Genomic DNA, 15,790 nt, shown 5'->3' with positions numbered 1-15,790 from the left:
GGAGAATGATCCCCCCCAGCCCCCCTTGATAAGGGGGGAGAATGATCCCCCCCAGCCCCCCTTGATAAGGGGGGAGATAGAGACAGATTTTTATCGTGAAATAAAGTGAACCCAGAAGTCTCCGTCTGGCATACAAACGCGGCGGATTAAAGAATAAGAATAGGTCAAATAAGCGCCGCTCAAATCGGTGCGGTAGCCGCCGGAAAACCACTCCCCATAAGGATCGTGCACGATCAGACCCTTTTGATTGTAACCCACCACGGGCATGATGTGACCGAAGGAAGTAAAGTAACCGTGGATCACCGTCGGTTTGCCTTCGTTGAGCCAAGCTTTGATATCGTCGATGCTGCCGTTGGCGGTGAAGTAATCCTGACAGCCGTAGTCGCGGACGATCTGAGCTAGATCCTGGGGACTGTGGCGACTGTAGCCGCGATCTAAGGCGTATTGGTACAACTCATCCTCGAATTGTCCGTAACTCTTCCGGCGGGAGGCGCCGTAGTAACTCAGGCACATCGCCATCGAGGTGACGTTGCAGGCTCCCGTGGGATTGTACCAGTTATCCACCTGGGAAAAATAGGGGAAGCCGGACAACTTGAATTCCTCTGGAATATCAGGGGGATAAACTAAGTTTTTTCCCTGGTAAATCTCGCCGTGTTTTTCGTAAATATACCAGACCGATCGCTCTTCAAATGTCTCGCTTCTCAGAGCAACCCGGATGTGATTTCGCACGGGTTCAAAGGCCAGAAGCTTAAATTCCCTGACCGCCCGAACCCCGTATTTTTCGGACTCGTCAAGTTCGCTGGAAGAGACGGGACGCTGCTTTAAAATCGTGTCCTTTGTCACCCGCAGGATCGGGGTGTCGCCGGGGATATCTTCGGGCTTCGTTTCGATCAGTTTCTCGGCCGTCACCGCGCCCAAAAAACCCGACTCGTTGCAGTCGAGCAATACTTGAAACCGATGCAGAGCCGCCGTGGATTTCGGCCCGAATTTTCCATCGACCGGGGGATCGAGCAGATCGAAACTGACCAACAGGGTTTGAATCTGGCGGGTCAATTCTTCATCTTCCGCGATCGCTCTGACATCATACCGTTCCTTGGTTTTCAATATATCCTGTAGCTTCATCTTGGGTCTTCTATAGTGGGATATTGAATCGAGGGCTCTCGACGGCATCTGATCTGCAAGTTTTGGACTGTTCGGGAAAGGAACGCCGTTCGATTCCATCACCTACATCGGCCCGTCTGCCCCTTCAGGACTGATCGGATAATTAAAGCATAATCTGTAACGTCTGACGAGGGGATCGCACCCCCCAGCTTTCGATCGCGTCTCGATCGCCGTCACAGTTCCAGCCATTCTCATCCGTTGAATCCCACCGAATACCCCTCCCCAAACCCGGGGAAGGGCAACCGTTATCCCATCAATTTCGATCCCCGTTTTAGAACTGATAAGAATTGAAAACTCGGATGTCGCCATTGTTTTGAAATCCCAGGACTTCAAAGGATTCTCGGCGATCGCCCACTTCCATGCCGGGAGTCCCGATGGGCATTCCGGGCACCGCGATTCCCGCCAGGTCGGGTTTCTGGGCGACCAACTTCCGCACATCTTCCGCCGGGACGTGCCCCTCGACCAGATAACCGCCAATTTCGGCCGCGTGGCAGGATCTCAGTTGCCCCGGCAGATTGTGTTGTTGCCGGACCGCCTGAATTTCGGCTTCGGGTTTGACAATATCTGTCACCTGAAAGTTATTTTCCTTCATGTGTTCGACCCACCCTTCACAACAGCCGCAGGTGGGCGTCCGGTAGACGGTGATCTGGGCAACTTCGGCGGCAATTGCTGACGCCTCAGGGCCGGGTTGTATCGCTTTACCGACGGTTTGCTGGGGTGCGAAATGATTGGCGATTCCATATCCGCCCCCGACAATTCCGGTGGCGATCGCCCCGGCAAATAAAACCGTTTTCCAGTTCAAAAATTGAGATTGAAACATGATCCAAATTTAATTCCAATGACTGATTGACATTTGATAATCGAAACACTCGGAGCGTCAAGCTCGGATCTCCAAATTTCCCATCATCCCCAAATCCTCGTGGTCGAGAATGTGACAATGGTACACCGTTTTGCCCGCAAAATCTCGAAACGCCATCCGAATTTTTGCCGTCTCCCCCGGCTTGACCGAAACCACATCTTTCCAAGCCCGAAACGGTTCCGGCTTGCCATTTCGACTCACCACTTGAAAGGCGTTTCCGTGGACGTGAAAGGGATGATCCATCATTCCCGTATTGATGATTTCCCAATCTTCAACGGTATCGAGCTGTACCTGAGTATCAATCCGTCCGGGTTCATAGGATTGACCGTTAAATAAAAATGCCATTCCCTGCCCCCTAATCATACCGTGATTCATCTGAAAACGGCGAACCTGTTGGGGTTCTGGCAAGGGTTGAATGGGAATGAGTTGTGCGGGCAAAGGCATCGAACTTTTGGCATCATAACTCACGGTGGCGAGAACTTGAGGAGCATCATTGGCGGGAGCGTTTCCCATCATACCACCCCCCATCATACCCATGCCAACCCGCTGATAGGGCAAGTTTAGCAAACGGTAACGGCCGGGTTCTTGATCGCCCCGAATTAACACTTCCGCCCGTTCTCCGGGTGCCAGCAACAGTTCTGGCAATTCCACGGGTTCGGCTAAAGAACCGCCATCGGTTGCAATCAGATGAAACGGATGATTTTCCAAGGATAACCGATAAAACCTCGACGGAGAAGCGTTGAGAATTCGCAGCCGCAAAAGTTGATCCGGCGGAATCAAAAAGTCGGGGGTATTTTTGCCGTTGACGGTCATTAAATCTCCTTCCCGTCCGGTCATAATTGAAAGGCTTTGTTCTGGGAGTAACTTTCCCTGCTGATCCAGGGCAAAATCTTGCAGGACGAGAAACTGTTCAGACGCGGCTTTAATTTCAGGGATTTCATCCAGTTCTCCGCGAACCACAAATAACCCCGCCAAACCGCCGAATAATTGTTCGGCAACCCGGCCGTGTAGGTGGGGGTGATACCAAAACAGTCCGGCGGGATGGTCGGAATTTAAGGTAAATTCGTAGGTCAAGTTTTCCCCGGGGGGGATGTGTAAAAAGACATTATCTGCATTGCCGGTAATGGGAATGTGGAGTCCGTGATAGTGGATGTTGGTGGGTTGGGGGAGGCGGTTGCTAAAATGAATCCGAACCGTATCTCCAGGCCGCACTTCCAAACGCGGGCCGGGAATTTGTCCGTTGTAGGTCATCAATTGAGCCGATCGCCCTCCCACATTGACAGAATGGTAACGGGCGTCTAGATTGAATTCTAGTAACCCTCCGGAACTCCGATACAGTGGAGTCGAGGCGATCGCGGATTTTGCATCCGTAGAGTCGCGACTCGAACGGAATAGGCCGTGGGCCGCCAGTGCCGTTCCGAGACTCGCGACTCCCAAAGCCAGAAATTTTCGGCGATCGAGTTTGACCATCGTTTTTTCGCAGTGTTGGCAGTGATACATCGAGTTTAGACTCTCCATTTAACTGGAGGGTCAAGGTTTTTCTCAAAGATCGCGATCGCACTTCCGAGTTTCCCCAAATGCTTTGAGAGCAGAAGGTCTGAGGTCGATGACCGATTCGGGTCGTTTCCGCCGTCCGAGACAGTCGATAACCGGGACGATCAAACCCCTCGAAAAATTCTCCGGAACCCTGGCGATCGCAACTCAAATTTTTTTTCTGATTCGAGAGTCATTTGGCGCACAAACTGTGATAAGATACTCTCAGAAGTTCGATAAAAACCTGGAGACTCAACTATGGCTGATGCCATCACTTTTGAACTCGGAAACCTAGCCGATCGCGCGGTTTATGTGGGGTTTGCGGGGGAAGGTGCGATCGACATCTACACCTTCAACCACCCCGCCGCGGGACGCTTGAATTGTTCCCTGGAGGGGTTCGGCGCCGGGTTGGAAGTCCGGTTGAAAAATAAAGACGGCCGCACCCTCGATCGCCGGACGGTGAGCGGCAACCAGTCGGAAGCGATCGGCTTCGATATTCCCGCCGGATTTTACGCCCTCGAAATCGTCTCGACGGAGGGCAGTACGACCTATCAATTGACGGTCGAACAGGATAAAAATAATATCGCAAAACAAAATAGAGAGCCGCGGCAAAAATCCAAATTTGACAATCAGCGGCAGTCGGAAAAATCGCCCCGGAAATTTTCCCAGCCCAGATTTCAATTTGCGCCCTCCAGATCCCGGGAGTGCGATCGCAAACTGAACGATATTTTATGGGGTAAGAAACAGCAAATTTTGGGCTTCTGTTCCCCCCATTCACCCTCAAACTGTCCGCCTCCGATACAAAGTCGCGAACTCATTTCTCCCCAGCCAAGGGGACATCCCGATTAAACCCCCTTGAATCCCACGCTCCGATCCGGATTTTCGGCTGATTGTGCCGGAATTGCCGCCACAGAATCGCCCGGTTTGACGCGGTGCGGTTGCGGTGTCGGCGGTTGAGAAATGCCAATTTGGTTGAGGATAATTCCGACAAGAATAATGACACCGCCGATATATTGGGTGGCGGTGGGAGCCTCTCCCAAAATTAAATAAGCCGCCAAAACTCCGGCGACGGGCGAGAAAGAATTGGCCAGAGAAACCTCCGAGGCATCCGTTCGCTTGAGTCCCATAAACCAGCAAAACTGACCAAAAACGACGATAACCGCACTGTAAATGAACATCCACTGCCAGACCACGGGGGCAAAAACATCGGTAAAATGCTGTAAGCCGAACAAGTTAATAACCAATACAAAAAAGATCAGCGTCCCCAGGGCGTTTCGGTAGATGCTGAAAAATCCCAGGGAAACATTGCCGAGGCTAATTTTGCTGACGATCGTTCCCAGAGCCCCGGCGATCGCCCCCACCAGGGTCATCAATTCCCCAATTCCCACCTGAAATCCGCCCATTGGCATCATTTCCGATCCGGTGGTTTGGGGAATCAGAACAATAGCCGCGACGCCCAAAAACGAAACGATCGCCCCGGCAACCACCCAGCGGTTGACCCGTTCGTGCAGCAGCCAAACGGAAAGCGCTAAAGTCAGGGGGGGTTCGATGCGTCCAATCAGGATCACATTGTTGACCATCGTCCGTTCTAACGCCCCAAAAAAGAGGGCGGGGGCAAGGGCGCCCGAAAAGAAGGCGACGGCCGTCAAACCCAACCAATCTTTTCCGGAAAATTGCCGGATCGCCTGTAAATTTAATTCTCGACGATTCAGGAGCGTCAAAATAATCAACGCCCAAATATTGCCCACGAACAAAACATTACAAAATGAGACCGGATTTCGACCGTCAATTAAATGTTGCGCCCCCAGTTCCGTGAGTTGGCGCGTCACCGAGCTAGAAGCGGCAAAAATGAGAACTGCGAGGAGTAAATAACCCCGTCCGGGAATCGAATTGATAACTTTCATATCGCCGTCCTAAATTGTGATGAATCGGAATCAGAATGCGTACCGTTTTTAGGGGTTTTAAACTGTAGGGGCAGTGCCTCTGTGCCTGCCTCTCTCCAGGAAGCGTTGCCTCCGCGCCTGCCCGGTGCCTCCGTACCCGTCGATAATTGTGAGGATAACAGATCGTGAAATCCGACGATTTTGATTTAAAAGCGATCGCCCAATTTGCCCGATGTGCCCTGGGCTGCATTCACCGGGAATATCCCCGAGTCCATCCCTATCAGTTGGAAAAGGAGGCGGATCTGATGTCTCCCCGGCAACTGAACCCGGCATTTTACGGGTGCTTGGATTGGCATTCCGCCGTCCACAGCCATTGGATGCTGGTGCGCTTGCTGCGGTGGTTTCCCGATGCCCCCTTCGCGGATGAGGCGCGGGAGGCGATCGCGCAAAACCTGACCCCAGAGGCGATCGCGGTAGAGGTTAATTATCTCAAAGATCGTCCCCGGTTTGAATGTCCCTACGGTTTGGCTTGGCTGCTGCAATTGCGGGCGGAATGCGCCGAGTGGGACGATCCTTTGGGACGGCAATGGGCGGAGATTTTGCACCCTTTAGAAATTGTCGCCGTCAATAACTTGCGACAGTGGTTGTTGGATTTAGAATATCCTAACCGAAGCGGCTTCCACATTCAAACAGCCTTCGCCCTGGGTTTGATGTGGGATTGGGCGATTTCTACTCAAAATTCGGATTTTTCCGCTTTGATCAAAACCCGTGCAAAAGGTTTTTATGAAAGCGATCGCGACTATCCTTTACACCTCGAACCCCTCGGCTGCGACTTCCTCTCCCCGACGTTGGCGGAAGCGGATCTGATGCGGCGGTTTTTAACAGCAGAAGAATTCGCCATTTGGCTGCGAGATTTTCTTCCCTATCTCCCCGAAATACCCGATGATATCGACTGGCTGCATCCGGTGATTCCCAGCAATCCCACGGACTATCAAGAAGCCCACTTCGACGGCCTCAACCTCAGCCGCGCCTGGATGTTGGAGGGAATTGTCGCCGGACTTCCCCCGGACGATCCGCGCATTTTGAACCTCAGAGAAGTGGCGATCGTCCACCGTCGGGTTGGGTTGGAACCGGTGTCTTTGTGCGATTATGCGGGCAGTCATTGGGTGGGGAGTTTTGCGGTGTATTTGTTGACGGGACGGGGACTGGGGATGAAACCACAGAGGCACAGAGGACACGGAGAGGAAGGCGATCGCGATTAATTGATGATGAACCCGCGTACTTCACTGACTCGAAAATTGCTATCATTCACCCCATCAACCGAGATCGCGATCGCCCGCCAATTCCCCGGCGATATAGGTGGCATCGACGGCGCGATCGCACCCCAGAATCATCAGGGAAAAAAGAACGTCTGCGAGTTCTTCCGGCGACTCAATTTCGTCTCGGGGATTGCGGAATTTCATCCCGGGGGTCGATCGCCAATCTAACACCACAAAATCTGCCTCTTTCCCGATATCGAAATTTCCGATATAATGGTCGAGATGCAGAGCTTTTGCCGCCCCTAATGTTGCCAAATAAAATGCCTGCCAGGGGGAGAGGTTTTGCCCCCGCAGTTGGGCGACTTGATAGGCGGTTCCCATCGTTTTCAACATCGAAAAGCTGGTTCCGCCCCCCACGTCCGTCGCCAAACCCACGGGGATGGGATTCGAGGTCGATTTGGCTTTTTCAAGGTTGAAGAGTCCGCTGCCGATAAATAAATTGGAAGTCGGACAGAAGGCGATCGCTGCCCCCGATTCAGAGAGGCGGCGAAATTCCGAATCGTTCAGGTGGATGCAGTGGGCAAAAATGGAGCGATCGCCCGCCAGTCCAAATTTTTCGTAAACTTCCAGATAATCCCGACTCTCGGGAAACAGGCGAGAAACTGTTTTTAATTCCTCGCAATTTTCGGATAGGTGGGTGTGAACGTAAGCGTCGGTATATTCCCGTTTTAACTGTCCCGCAACTTCCAATTGTTCGGGGGTCGAAGTGATGGCGAAACGAGGAGTAATGGCATAGTTTAATCGGTCTATATTATGCCAGGTTTCAATTAATTTTTTATTGCGATCGTAGGCGAGTTGAGGCGTGTCGAGCAGTTCCTCGGGGGCGTTGCGATCCATCATCATCAAACCCGCGATCGCCCGCATATTTCGACGCTGTGCCTCTTCAAAAAAAACAGTCGCGGACTCCGGAAAAATCGTCGTCATCACCACCGCCGTCGTCGTGCCATTCCGCAACAATTCGTCCAGGAAAAAGGAGGCGACCCGGCGGGCGTGGTCGGGATCTCGAAACTGTTGTTCGGCGGGAAACGCATAGCGATCGAGCCATTCCAAAAGTTGTTCGCCGTAGGACGCGATAATCTCCGTTTGCGGATAGTGAATGTGGGTGTCGATAAACCCCGGTAAAATCAATCGATGGGGATGAGAAATAATCGGAATGTCGGGATAGTGCGATCGCAGCCTTTGATAGGAACCGAAAGCCTCGATTTTCCCCTCAGAAACGACCAGCAAGCCATCCTCGAAGAACCGATAACTTGGGGATGCTGCGACCCGAAACGGATCGTCAATAAAATCGAGGAAAGCGCTGCGAATACCGTACATATCGCTATCAGCCATCAGTGATCAGCAATCAGCCCCAGGTGAAAATCTCACGATGAGGAGATCTGGGGATTTGGCAATCTCCCAAGAAATGATTGGCAAAATTAGACCCGCTCAAAGCCCCCAGAATTGGGGGTTTGGGGGCGAGATTCTTCGGCCGAGATCACAACTCGTGAAAATCGTAAATGACGATACCCGATTCCGGGTGATTACTCATCGTGACGTAACCGCTGCGGAACATATCGTTGAGGGCTTCTTCCACCTCCGCAAAATTCGCCCCCGTCGCCATGACGCCCTGAGTCACGGTGAGTTTTCCGCCCCGGGACGCCGCCGCCTTGAGCAATTTCATCCGCAAGCTTTCCCGCACCTCCTGAGCCGTCACGTTCAACGTCACCGGGTTGGGGTGGGGGAGGGGCGTGCCGTCGGGGGCGACGCCCAATTTCTGGCGGGCTTTCGTATTGTATTCTTCCACCATGCCCGGAATTAGGAACACGTCCACGAACTGTCCCACCCGGAACAGTCCCAGGGTACACAGCCAAATCACGCCCGTGACAATTTTGCCATTGTACAGGCGGTGCAGCCCGCTGATGGGAGAAATTAAACCGATCGCCCACAACACGTAACTGGTGCTGACTTTCTTCATCAATAACCTCCGAGCGCTCACCCACAATCGGTTTGCGATACCTGTGACTACCCGATCCAGAGTCGTCTTTCCCCATGATCGCACAAGTGAATCGGTTCTCGGTGCGATCGCATTGTGTAGCAAATCTTAACGGAATCCGTTGTCCGGGTCGCCCCATCGGTTGGTAGACTGGTGAGCGTGGTCAATCAATGCGATCGCACGACGGGTTCATTAGCGTCAGCCAGCGGGCGGTGCAGGGCGACAAGCCCGAATCCCCCCCGAATACCCTAAAATCACTCGCGATAATAAAACGACATCGAGCATTATGGTAGATTCCCTGAAAAAACCCACATTTGAGGAGATGCGCCCCGGGGTGAAGGTTCCCGCTAAGGAAACCATCCTCACGCCCCGGTTCTACACGACGGATTTCGACGAGATGGCCGCAATGAACCTCTGTGCAAATGAAGAGGAGCTCAGGGCGATCATCGAAGAATTCCGCACCGACTACAACCGCCACCACTTCGTCCGGGACGAGGAATTCGAGCAGTCCTGGGATCACATCGACGGCGAAACCCGGCAGTTGTTCGTTGAGTTTTTGGAGCGTTCCTGCACAGCCGAATTTTCCGGCTTCCTCCTCTACAAGGAACTGAGCCGCCGTCTCAAGGACAAAAACCCTTTGTTGGCTGAAGGGTTCCAGTTGATGTCCCGGGATGAGGCCCGCCACGCCGGATTCCTCAACAAGGCGATGTCCGATTTCGGCCTGTCCTTGGATTTGGGCTTCCTGACGAAGAGCCGCAGCTATACCTTCTTCAAGCCCAAGTTTATCTTCTACGCCACCTATCTGTCCGAGAAGATCGGTTACTGGCGTTATATCACCATCTACCGCCATTTGGAGGCACACCCCGAAGATCGGATTTATCCCATCTTCCGCTTCTTTGAAAACTGGTGCCAGGATGAGAACCGCCACGGCGACTTTTTCGATGCGGTGCTCAAGTCCCAGCCCGAATTGTTAAATAACTGGAAAGCGCGGCTCTGGTGCCGGTTCTTCCTGCTGTCCGTGTTCGCGACGATGTACCTCAATGACATCCAGCGAGCCGGATTCTACGCCTCCCTCGGTTTGGATGCCCGGGAGTATGACAAAGAAGTGATCGAGAAAACCAACGAGACGGCGGGGCGGGTTTTCCCAATCGTCCTCGACGTCAACAAACCGGAATTCTACGATCGCCTCGAACGTTGCGTCAAAACCAACGAAAAACTGACCGCGATCGTCAATTCCAACGCGCCCAAGTTCGTCCAGTTCTTCCAAAAACTGCCCCACTACGCCGCCAACGGCTGGCAGTTCGTGAAGCTGTATTTGATGAAACCCATCAACGTCGAAGCCATGCAGGGCGTGGTTCGCTAATCACGATCCCCAATCGGGATCAACTCCTCCGCTAAGATGAAAATATTGGGGTTCTGCTGCGGCAGAACCTCTTTTTTAATTGATAATTGATAATTGATAATGATGGTAATTGAAATGCGATCGGTTGAATGTCCGAATTGCTGGGGAATCGTTGGGCTCGGGCGCAAGCCAGGGGCGCCTACAATGAGCGAAAATCATCGGTCGATGATTGGGCTTGATATAATTTTTCCTATTCCCTATTCCCTATTCCCTATTCCCTACTATTCTTCCTCGTCAAATACGGGGGGCCACAGTTCGGGAATGGCAATTTCCCAACCCGGGAAGAGTTCGGGAATGCTCAAAACGTCGTCATTCGTCAATTGGACGGGTTCTGTGGCGGGGCGATAGAGGGTGACGGTTTCCTCGTCGGGGTCGATCAGGATTCCGACTGTTGCTCCCAATTCGATATATTTTTCGAGCTTTTTTTGTAGGGGTGGAATACGGTCGCTTTGGGATTTTATTTCCACTGCTAAATCGGGAACCATTTCGGCGAAGTAGCGGACACTTCGTCGCAGGCGATCGGCTTTCACAAAGGAGACATCGGGGGCTTTCAGGTTGCGATCGGGCAAGATGAAACCGCCGGCGGAGTCGAAAATCCGGCCCAGACGGCGGGGATAAACCCAGTTTCCGAGTAAGCGACTAAACAGAATGCCGATTTCGCTCGATACGATATCTGAGGGACCCATAACTGAGATTTTTCCACCTTCCAATTCTAATTGATAATCCAAACCGGCTTCGTTGAAGACCGTTTGCACGATTTCAAAGTCTTTGATGGTCACGTCGGACATGATGCCGTTCTCCTGTTGACTGTCGGTGGGCGGGTATCGGAGCATTGGGTCGATCGTCGGGGTGGCGATCGCATCTATTTTTCCTCAAATTTTATCACGGCAAAATGATAAAAAAGGGCGGTGGTGACTGCCGGAGCCTTGCGGACGGGGGGCGACGGGCGATCGCCCCACCACCTTTTTTTCCATACTTCCCCAACTTTGAGATACAACAGATCTTAACTGAACCACTCCGGCGATTTCTTCAATGAGGTCAGCAAATGAATCAGCAATGGATGTCTCGGCTTCAGGACTTCGGGCCGTTCCGGGTGATACTCAACCACCTCAAAAATGCCAATGCTTTCCCGGAATCCGAGGAAAAGCTGACCCATCTTTCCTACGAAAGTTGGCAGCGTCAGTTTCTCGGTGCCAGATTGACCCTGGCGTTTGAATTGGCGTTATTTTCCTACTTCGTCCGCATCGCCATCAACCTGTTTCATCTCCTGCATGGCAATCCCTTCATTCACAAAGAAATACTCATTCAAACGGTCGGAGCTTTCAACCTGATTTTGGGTATGGTTCTGTTGCGAACCCGCGGCGGACGAAACCATCTTGGTTGGCTATTCTTGGGGTTTGCTTGGGCGTTGGAAATGAACGAACAAATCATCGAGACCCTGGGGGGAGTGTTCGAGTCTCCGCTGGGCGATCGCGTCCGTCCCGAGCTGCTGGGATGGGCGTTCACCTTCTTTTTTCAAGCGACAATTATCCCCGTCCGCTGGCCCCTGCATCTAGCCTCCCAAATGATGATTTTGGGCTACTATTTCGCCATCAACACCGCCCTCGGATTCGATACCCTCCCCCAAGGGAATAGTGCGACGGGCTATCTATTTTTGACCATGTTTTGGGTCTGCCTGATCTGCGATTTGTCCGTTTACCTCTACGAACGCCTGCAGCGGGCGGAATTTAAATCCCGTCAAAAACTGGAGATTGCTTACCGGGAATTGGAAATGACAGAATACAAATTTCGCAGCATCTTTGAAAATGCCGTCGAAGGGTTATTTCAATCTACCCCGGACGGCCGTTTTATCAGCGTCAACGCATCCCTGGCTCGTCTGTACGGCTACCGATCGCCCGAAGAAATGATCGCCTGCGTCACCGACATTCGCCATCTCTACGTCAATCCCAGACAGCGAGATCTGTTCTTAGAACGGATACAAGAACAAGACGCCATCATGGGATTTGAATCCCAAGTTTATCGCGCCGACGGCAGCAAAACTTGGATCTCAGAAAATGCGCGGGTGGTGCGGGACGTGCGGGGAAATGTGGTCGCCTACGAAGGCAACGTCGCCGATATAACCGAACGAAAACAGGCGGAAACCGAAATCCGCAAAGCCCTGGAAACGGAAAAAGAATTGAACCAACTCAAATCGCGATTTGTTTCCATGATTTCCCACGAATTTCGCACCCCACTGACCACGATTTTAGCCGCGTCAGAAGCCCTCGAATGTTACGGCGATCGCTGGGATGAGGAGAAAAAAAAGCTCTATTTAAAACGCATTCAAAATACCGTCCATCAGATGAGTTATTTGCTGGGCGAGATTCTGATTCTCGCCCGTTCCGAAGCCCAGAAACTCCCCTTCAATCCCGCACCCATCGATCTGGAGGGATTTTTCCGCGACTTGGTTGAAGAAATGCAACTGAACCTGCAAGCCAATCAAACTTTGGAATTCCACGTCCGCCGTCCCAATGAACAGAGCCGCGATCGCCCCCCCCGCATGGACGAACAACTGCTGCGGCATATCTTCAGCAACCTCCTTTCCAATGCGATTAAATATTCACCCCGGGGCGGTAAGATAGAATTGACATTGACCACCGATCGCGATCGGGCGATCTGTACCGTCGAGGATGAGGGAATTGGCATTCCCCCGGAAGATCGGAAGCACCTCTTCGAGTCCTTTCATCGCGCCAAAAATGTGGGTACGGTTCCGGGGACGGGTTTAGGCCTGACCATCGTGCAGCGATCGGTCGAACTGCAACGGGGAACGATTACAGTCGAAACTGAATTGGGAAAAGGGACGAAATTCACCGTTATATTGCCATTAGAACTGGAGGAAAATCGAGAAAATGAAGACAATTTTGGTGATCGAAGATGAAGCTTACGTTCGAGAAATTATCCTCGACATTTTGGATGCCGAAGGGTTCGGAATTTTGGGAGCCGAAAATGGAAAATTGGGGGTGCAAGTGGCGCGGGAGCGGAGTCCCAATTTAATTATCTGCGATGTCATGATGCCGGAAATGGACGGTTGCGAAGTGTTGAAAACCTTGCGAGAATCTCCCCAAACGGCGACGATTCCGTTTATTTTTCTGACGGCAAAATCGACGCGATCGGACATCCGCTCGGGGATGGATTTGGGGGCGGACGATTATCTAACTAAACCGTTTACGAGACAAGAACTCCTGGGGGCGATCGCCAGTCGGATACAAAAACAGGAGGCTGTCGAGCGAAAAACCCAGGAACAATTGGAACAACTCCGCAGCAGCATCACCCTCTCCCTCCCCCACGAATTGCGGACACCTTTAAATGGCATCATGGCATCTTCCCAACTGCTAATGGAAGATTTTAAAGAGATGAACGAGGGCGAGATCGGGACATTTTTGAGCGACATTTACAACTCCGCCCACCGCCTCTACCGCCTCACCTGCAACTTTCTATTATACTCCGATCTGGAACTATTGAAACGAGATCCGGAGCGGTTGAAGCGACTTCCAAAAGGGACGGTAGAAGACCCGAGCAGTACGATTATATCCGTCGCCGATCGCCTGCTGGAATCCTACTGCGATCGCGCCCTGGATTTGCACTTGCACCTCACCCACCATTTGGAGATCGAAGTTCCCAAAACCGTCTTTCAAAAAATCGTCGAAGAATTGCTCGACAACGCCCTCAAATTTTCCTTGCCGGAAACGCCCGTCACGGTCAAGGATTCCGTCAAAATCGACAAATACTGTCTGGAATTTGGCGATCGCGGCCGGGGAATGACCGCCGCACAAATCGCCAATTTGGGCCAAAACTTCGACCGCACCAAATCCGACGGCGTGGGGTTCGGTTTGGGACTGATTCTCGTCCGGCGCCTGTCGGAATTGCACGGCGGAAATTTTGCCATCGAAAGCATCCCCGGAGAGCAGACAACCGCCCGAGTCCTGTTCCCCCTCTCATCCTTGTCGTGACTCCCCAAACAATCCGTTGTTGCCCTTCAGCGCCCCCGGCCCGTCAGGAGAGCAACAACCCATGAAAATTTTCATTTAACGACCGATTTAAAACGTCCAACCGAGTCACTTTCATGCTATAATTTTAATCAGTTCTATCATTCACCAATCAATTCTGAATTGCCCATGTCGGTTGCACCGAAAATCACCCATGTTATCTATGACCTCGACGGTCTGCTTTTGGATACCGAACCCCTGCACGCCAAAGTCAACCAGGCGATCGCCAACCGCTACGGCAAAACCATCGACCATCAATTACAATGCCAACTCTGCGGCCGAAAATCCACAGATTCCGCCGCGTTAATTGTTGAAACCCTCAAATTACCCGTCACCGTCGAAGCCTATTTGCAGGAAAAAGACGCCATCATTTACCAATATTATCCCCACGTTCCTCCCCTGCCGGGCACCGTCCGCCTCACCAACCACCTCGCCGCCCACAACGTCCCCCAGGCCGTCGCCACCAGTTCCGCCAGCCGCCCCTTTTCCGCCAAAACGGAACCCCATCAAGCCTGGTTTTCCCTATTTCAATGTATCGTTCGGGGAGACGACCCGGAACTCACCCGGGGAAAACCCGACCCCGACATCTTTTTGATTACCGCCAGACGACTCGGCGCCGAACCGGAACGCTGTCTGGTGTTTGAAGATTCCCTGGCGGGGGTAGCCGCGGCCCGTGCTGCGGGGATGTCCGTCGTCGCCGTTCCGAGTCCGGAAATGGACCCGGAAGCCTACAAAGACGCCCACCAGGTGCTCGAAACTTTGGAGGAATTCGACCCCGAATATTGGCAACTTCCGGCCTTCGATCGCCAAGTTTCCGCCCCTACGGTTTAGCAAATTTGGTCAGGAGAATCGGGCCGATCAAATAGTGATGACTGAGGCAATTTAACCCGGCAGTTTGCCCCAATTCCGCCCGCCTTTTGCGGCTGTAAAACCGCAGCTTTCCGGGGGAAACGGACACTTCCCGGTATTCCGTCGAGTCGTTTACCGTGTAATCCGCAAGGTAAAAAGTTCCGGGCGATCGCAACACCCGAGAAACTTCCGACAGCACCCGTTCGGGGTCGGGATAGTGGAGAAAACTGATCGTACAAAAAACCGCATCAAACGAAGATTCGGGAAAGGGCAATTCTGACCCATTTCCCCTGATAAATTGGATGCGATCGCCCCATCGATTTTTTTCCCTCGCCTGGGAAATCATCTCCGGAGACAAGTCGAAACCCGTCCCCCGCAGTTGCGGAAACTCCTTGGCGAGACGGTTCAATAACCGCCCCGTCCCGCAGCCGAGATCCAGCACTTCAGTCGCCTCCGGAAGTTCGGCATACTCCAGCATCCGCCGGTGTACCGCCTGGTAAAATATCGTCGTGAACAGGACATCGTAAAACGGCGCCCAGCGATCGAAAAACCACTGTTTATTTTGGAAAAAATTTTCAGCCATTGTTGTGGGAGTCGAGAACCACGGGTAGCACAGGCATCTTGCCTGTTTTCACAAGCTAGAAGCTCGTGCTACGTGGGATTAATGTAGCACAGGCATTTTGCCTGTTTTCACAAGCTAGAAGCTCGTGCTACGTGGGATTAATGTAGCACAGGCATCTTGCCTGTTTTCACAAGCTAGAAGCTTGTGCTACGTGGGATTAAT

The 15,790-nt window shown here is 52.4% G+C and carries 15 protein-coding genes; 6 read left to right on the top strand and 9 right to left on the bottom strand.

Features of this window, described 5'->3' with window-relative positions:
* Positions 1-90: 90 nt before the first annotated feature.
* The 4 genes from AC0QHF_RS14975 to AC0QHF_RS14960 form a co-directional block, all read right to left on the bottom strand.
* Positions 91-1,122 (bottom strand): C39 family peptidase, encoded by a 1,032-nt coding sequence (locus AC0QHF_RS14975; RefSeq protein ID WP_324705028.1) that lies wholly within the window; start codon positions 1,120-1,122, stop codon positions 91-93.
* A 102-nt stretch (positions 1,123-1,224) separates the two neighbouring features.
* Positions 1,225-1,350: a hypothetical protein gene (locus AC0QHF_RS14970; protein ID WP_324705027.1), complete on the bottom strand. Its 126-nt coding sequence runs from the start codon at positions 1,348-1,350 to the stop codon at positions 1,225-1,227.
* Between the two features lie 82 nt (positions 1,351-1,432).
* Positions 1,433-1,981: a DUF411 domain-containing protein gene (locus AC0QHF_RS14965; protein WP_324705026.1), complete on the bottom strand. Its 549-nt coding sequence runs from the start codon at positions 1,979-1,981 to the stop codon at positions 1,433-1,435.
* Positions 1,982-2,038: 57 nt separating this feature from the next.
* The gene (locus AC0QHF_RS14960; protein ID WP_324705025.1) at positions 2,039-3,520 is read right to left on the bottom strand and encodes a multicopper oxidase family protein; all 1,482 of its coding nucleotides are present in this window, start codon (positions 3,518-3,520) and stop codon (positions 2,039-2,041) included.
* Between the two features lie 291 nt (positions 3,521-3,811).
* Between AC0QHF_RS14960 and AC0QHF_RS14955 the strand changes: the two genes are divergently transcribed.
* Entirely contained in the window at positions 3,812-4,402 is a 591-nt protein-coding gene (locus AC0QHF_RS14955) for a hypothetical protein (RefSeq protein ID WP_324705024.1), read from the top strand.
* Here AC0QHF_RS14955 and AC0QHF_RS14950 read toward each other — a convergent pair.
* On the bottom strand, positions 4,399-5,457 hold the full coding sequence (locus AC0QHF_RS14950; protein ID WP_324705023.1) for a DMT family transporter: 1,059 nt from the start codon (positions 5,455-5,457) through the stop codon (positions 4,399-4,401). The genes AC0QHF_RS14955 and AC0QHF_RS14950 overlap by 4 nt on opposite strands.
* 164 nt (positions 5,458-5,621) lie before the next feature.
* On the opposite strand from AC0QHF_RS14950, the gene AC0QHF_RS14945 reads away from it, so the two are divergent.
* Positions 5,622-6,698 carry a DUF2891 domain-containing protein gene (locus AC0QHF_RS14945; protein WP_324705022.1) on the top strand — a complete coding sequence of 359 codons (1,077 nt, stop codon included), beginning with the start codon at positions 5,622-5,624 and terminating at the stop codon, positions 6,696-6,698.
* 54 nt (positions 6,699-6,752) lie between these two features.
* Here the strand turns inward: AC0QHF_RS14945 and guaD are convergent, their stop codons facing one another.
* Entirely contained in the window at positions 6,753-8,087 is a 1,335-nt protein-coding gene (guaD, locus tag AC0QHF_RS14940; RefSeq protein WP_324705021.1) for a guanine deaminase, read from the bottom strand.
* A 145-nt stretch (positions 8,088-8,232) separates the two neighbouring features.
* Positions 8,233-8,712: an NINE protein gene (locus AC0QHF_RS14935; protein WP_324705020.1), complete on the bottom strand. Its 480-nt coding sequence runs from the start codon at positions 8,710-8,712 to the stop codon at positions 8,233-8,235.
* Between the two features lie 304 nt (positions 8,713-9,016).
* Here AC0QHF_RS14935 and acsF point away from each other — a divergent pair, with 304 nt between their 5' ends.
* Entirely contained in the window at positions 9,017-10,093 is a 1,077-nt protein-coding gene (gene acsF, locus AC0QHF_RS14930) for a magnesium-protoporphyrin IX monomethyl ester (oxidative) cyclase (protein WP_324705019.1), read from the top strand.
* A 260-nt stretch (positions 10,094-10,353) separates the two neighbouring features.
* Here the strand turns inward: acsF and AC0QHF_RS14925 are convergent, their stop codons facing one another.
* Complete coding sequence (locus AC0QHF_RS14925; RefSeq protein WP_324705029.1) at positions 10,354-10,920, bottom strand: Uma2 family endonuclease; 567 nt, start codon at positions 10,918-10,920, stop codon at positions 10,354-10,356.
* 257 nt (positions 10,921-11,177) lie between these two features.
* On the opposite strand from AC0QHF_RS14925, the gene AC0QHF_RS14920 reads away from it, so the two are divergent.
* The 3 genes from AC0QHF_RS14920 to AC0QHF_RS14910 all read left to right on the top strand — a co-directional run bounded on the left by AC0QHF_RS14920 (position 11,178) and on the right by AC0QHF_RS14910 (position 14,988).
* On the top strand, positions 11,178-13,049 hold the full coding sequence (locus AC0QHF_RS14920) for a sensor histidine kinase (RefSeq protein WP_324705018.1): 1,872 nt from the start codon (positions 11,178-11,180) through the stop codon (positions 13,047-13,049).
* Positions 13,021-14,121, top strand: a complete 1,101-nt coding sequence (locus AC0QHF_RS14915) for a hybrid sensor histidine kinase/response regulator (protein ID WP_324705017.1) — start codon at positions 13,021-13,023, stop codon at positions 14,119-14,121. Before AC0QHF_RS14920 ends, AC0QHF_RS14915 begins: the two co-directional genes overlap by 29 nt.
* Before the next feature lie 165 nt (positions 14,122-14,286).
* Positions 14,287-14,988 (top strand): HAD-IA family hydrolase, encoded by a 702-nt coding sequence (locus AC0QHF_RS14910; protein ID WP_324705016.1) that lies wholly within the window; start codon positions 14,287-14,289, stop codon positions 14,986-14,988.
* Here AC0QHF_RS14910 and AC0QHF_RS14905 read toward each other — a convergent pair.
* A complete protein-coding gene (locus AC0QHF_RS14905) occupies positions 14,978-15,589 on the bottom strand; it encodes a class I SAM-dependent methyltransferase (RefSeq protein ID WP_324705015.1) in 612 nt (203 codons plus the stop codon). The genes AC0QHF_RS14910 and AC0QHF_RS14905 overlap by 11 nt on opposite strands.
* Positions 15,590-15,790: the final 201 nt, after the last annotated feature.

This window comes from Lyngbya sp. CCY1209, assembly GCF_055795065.1.
This window is presented reverse-complemented; position numbering and strand designations above follow the sequence as displayed.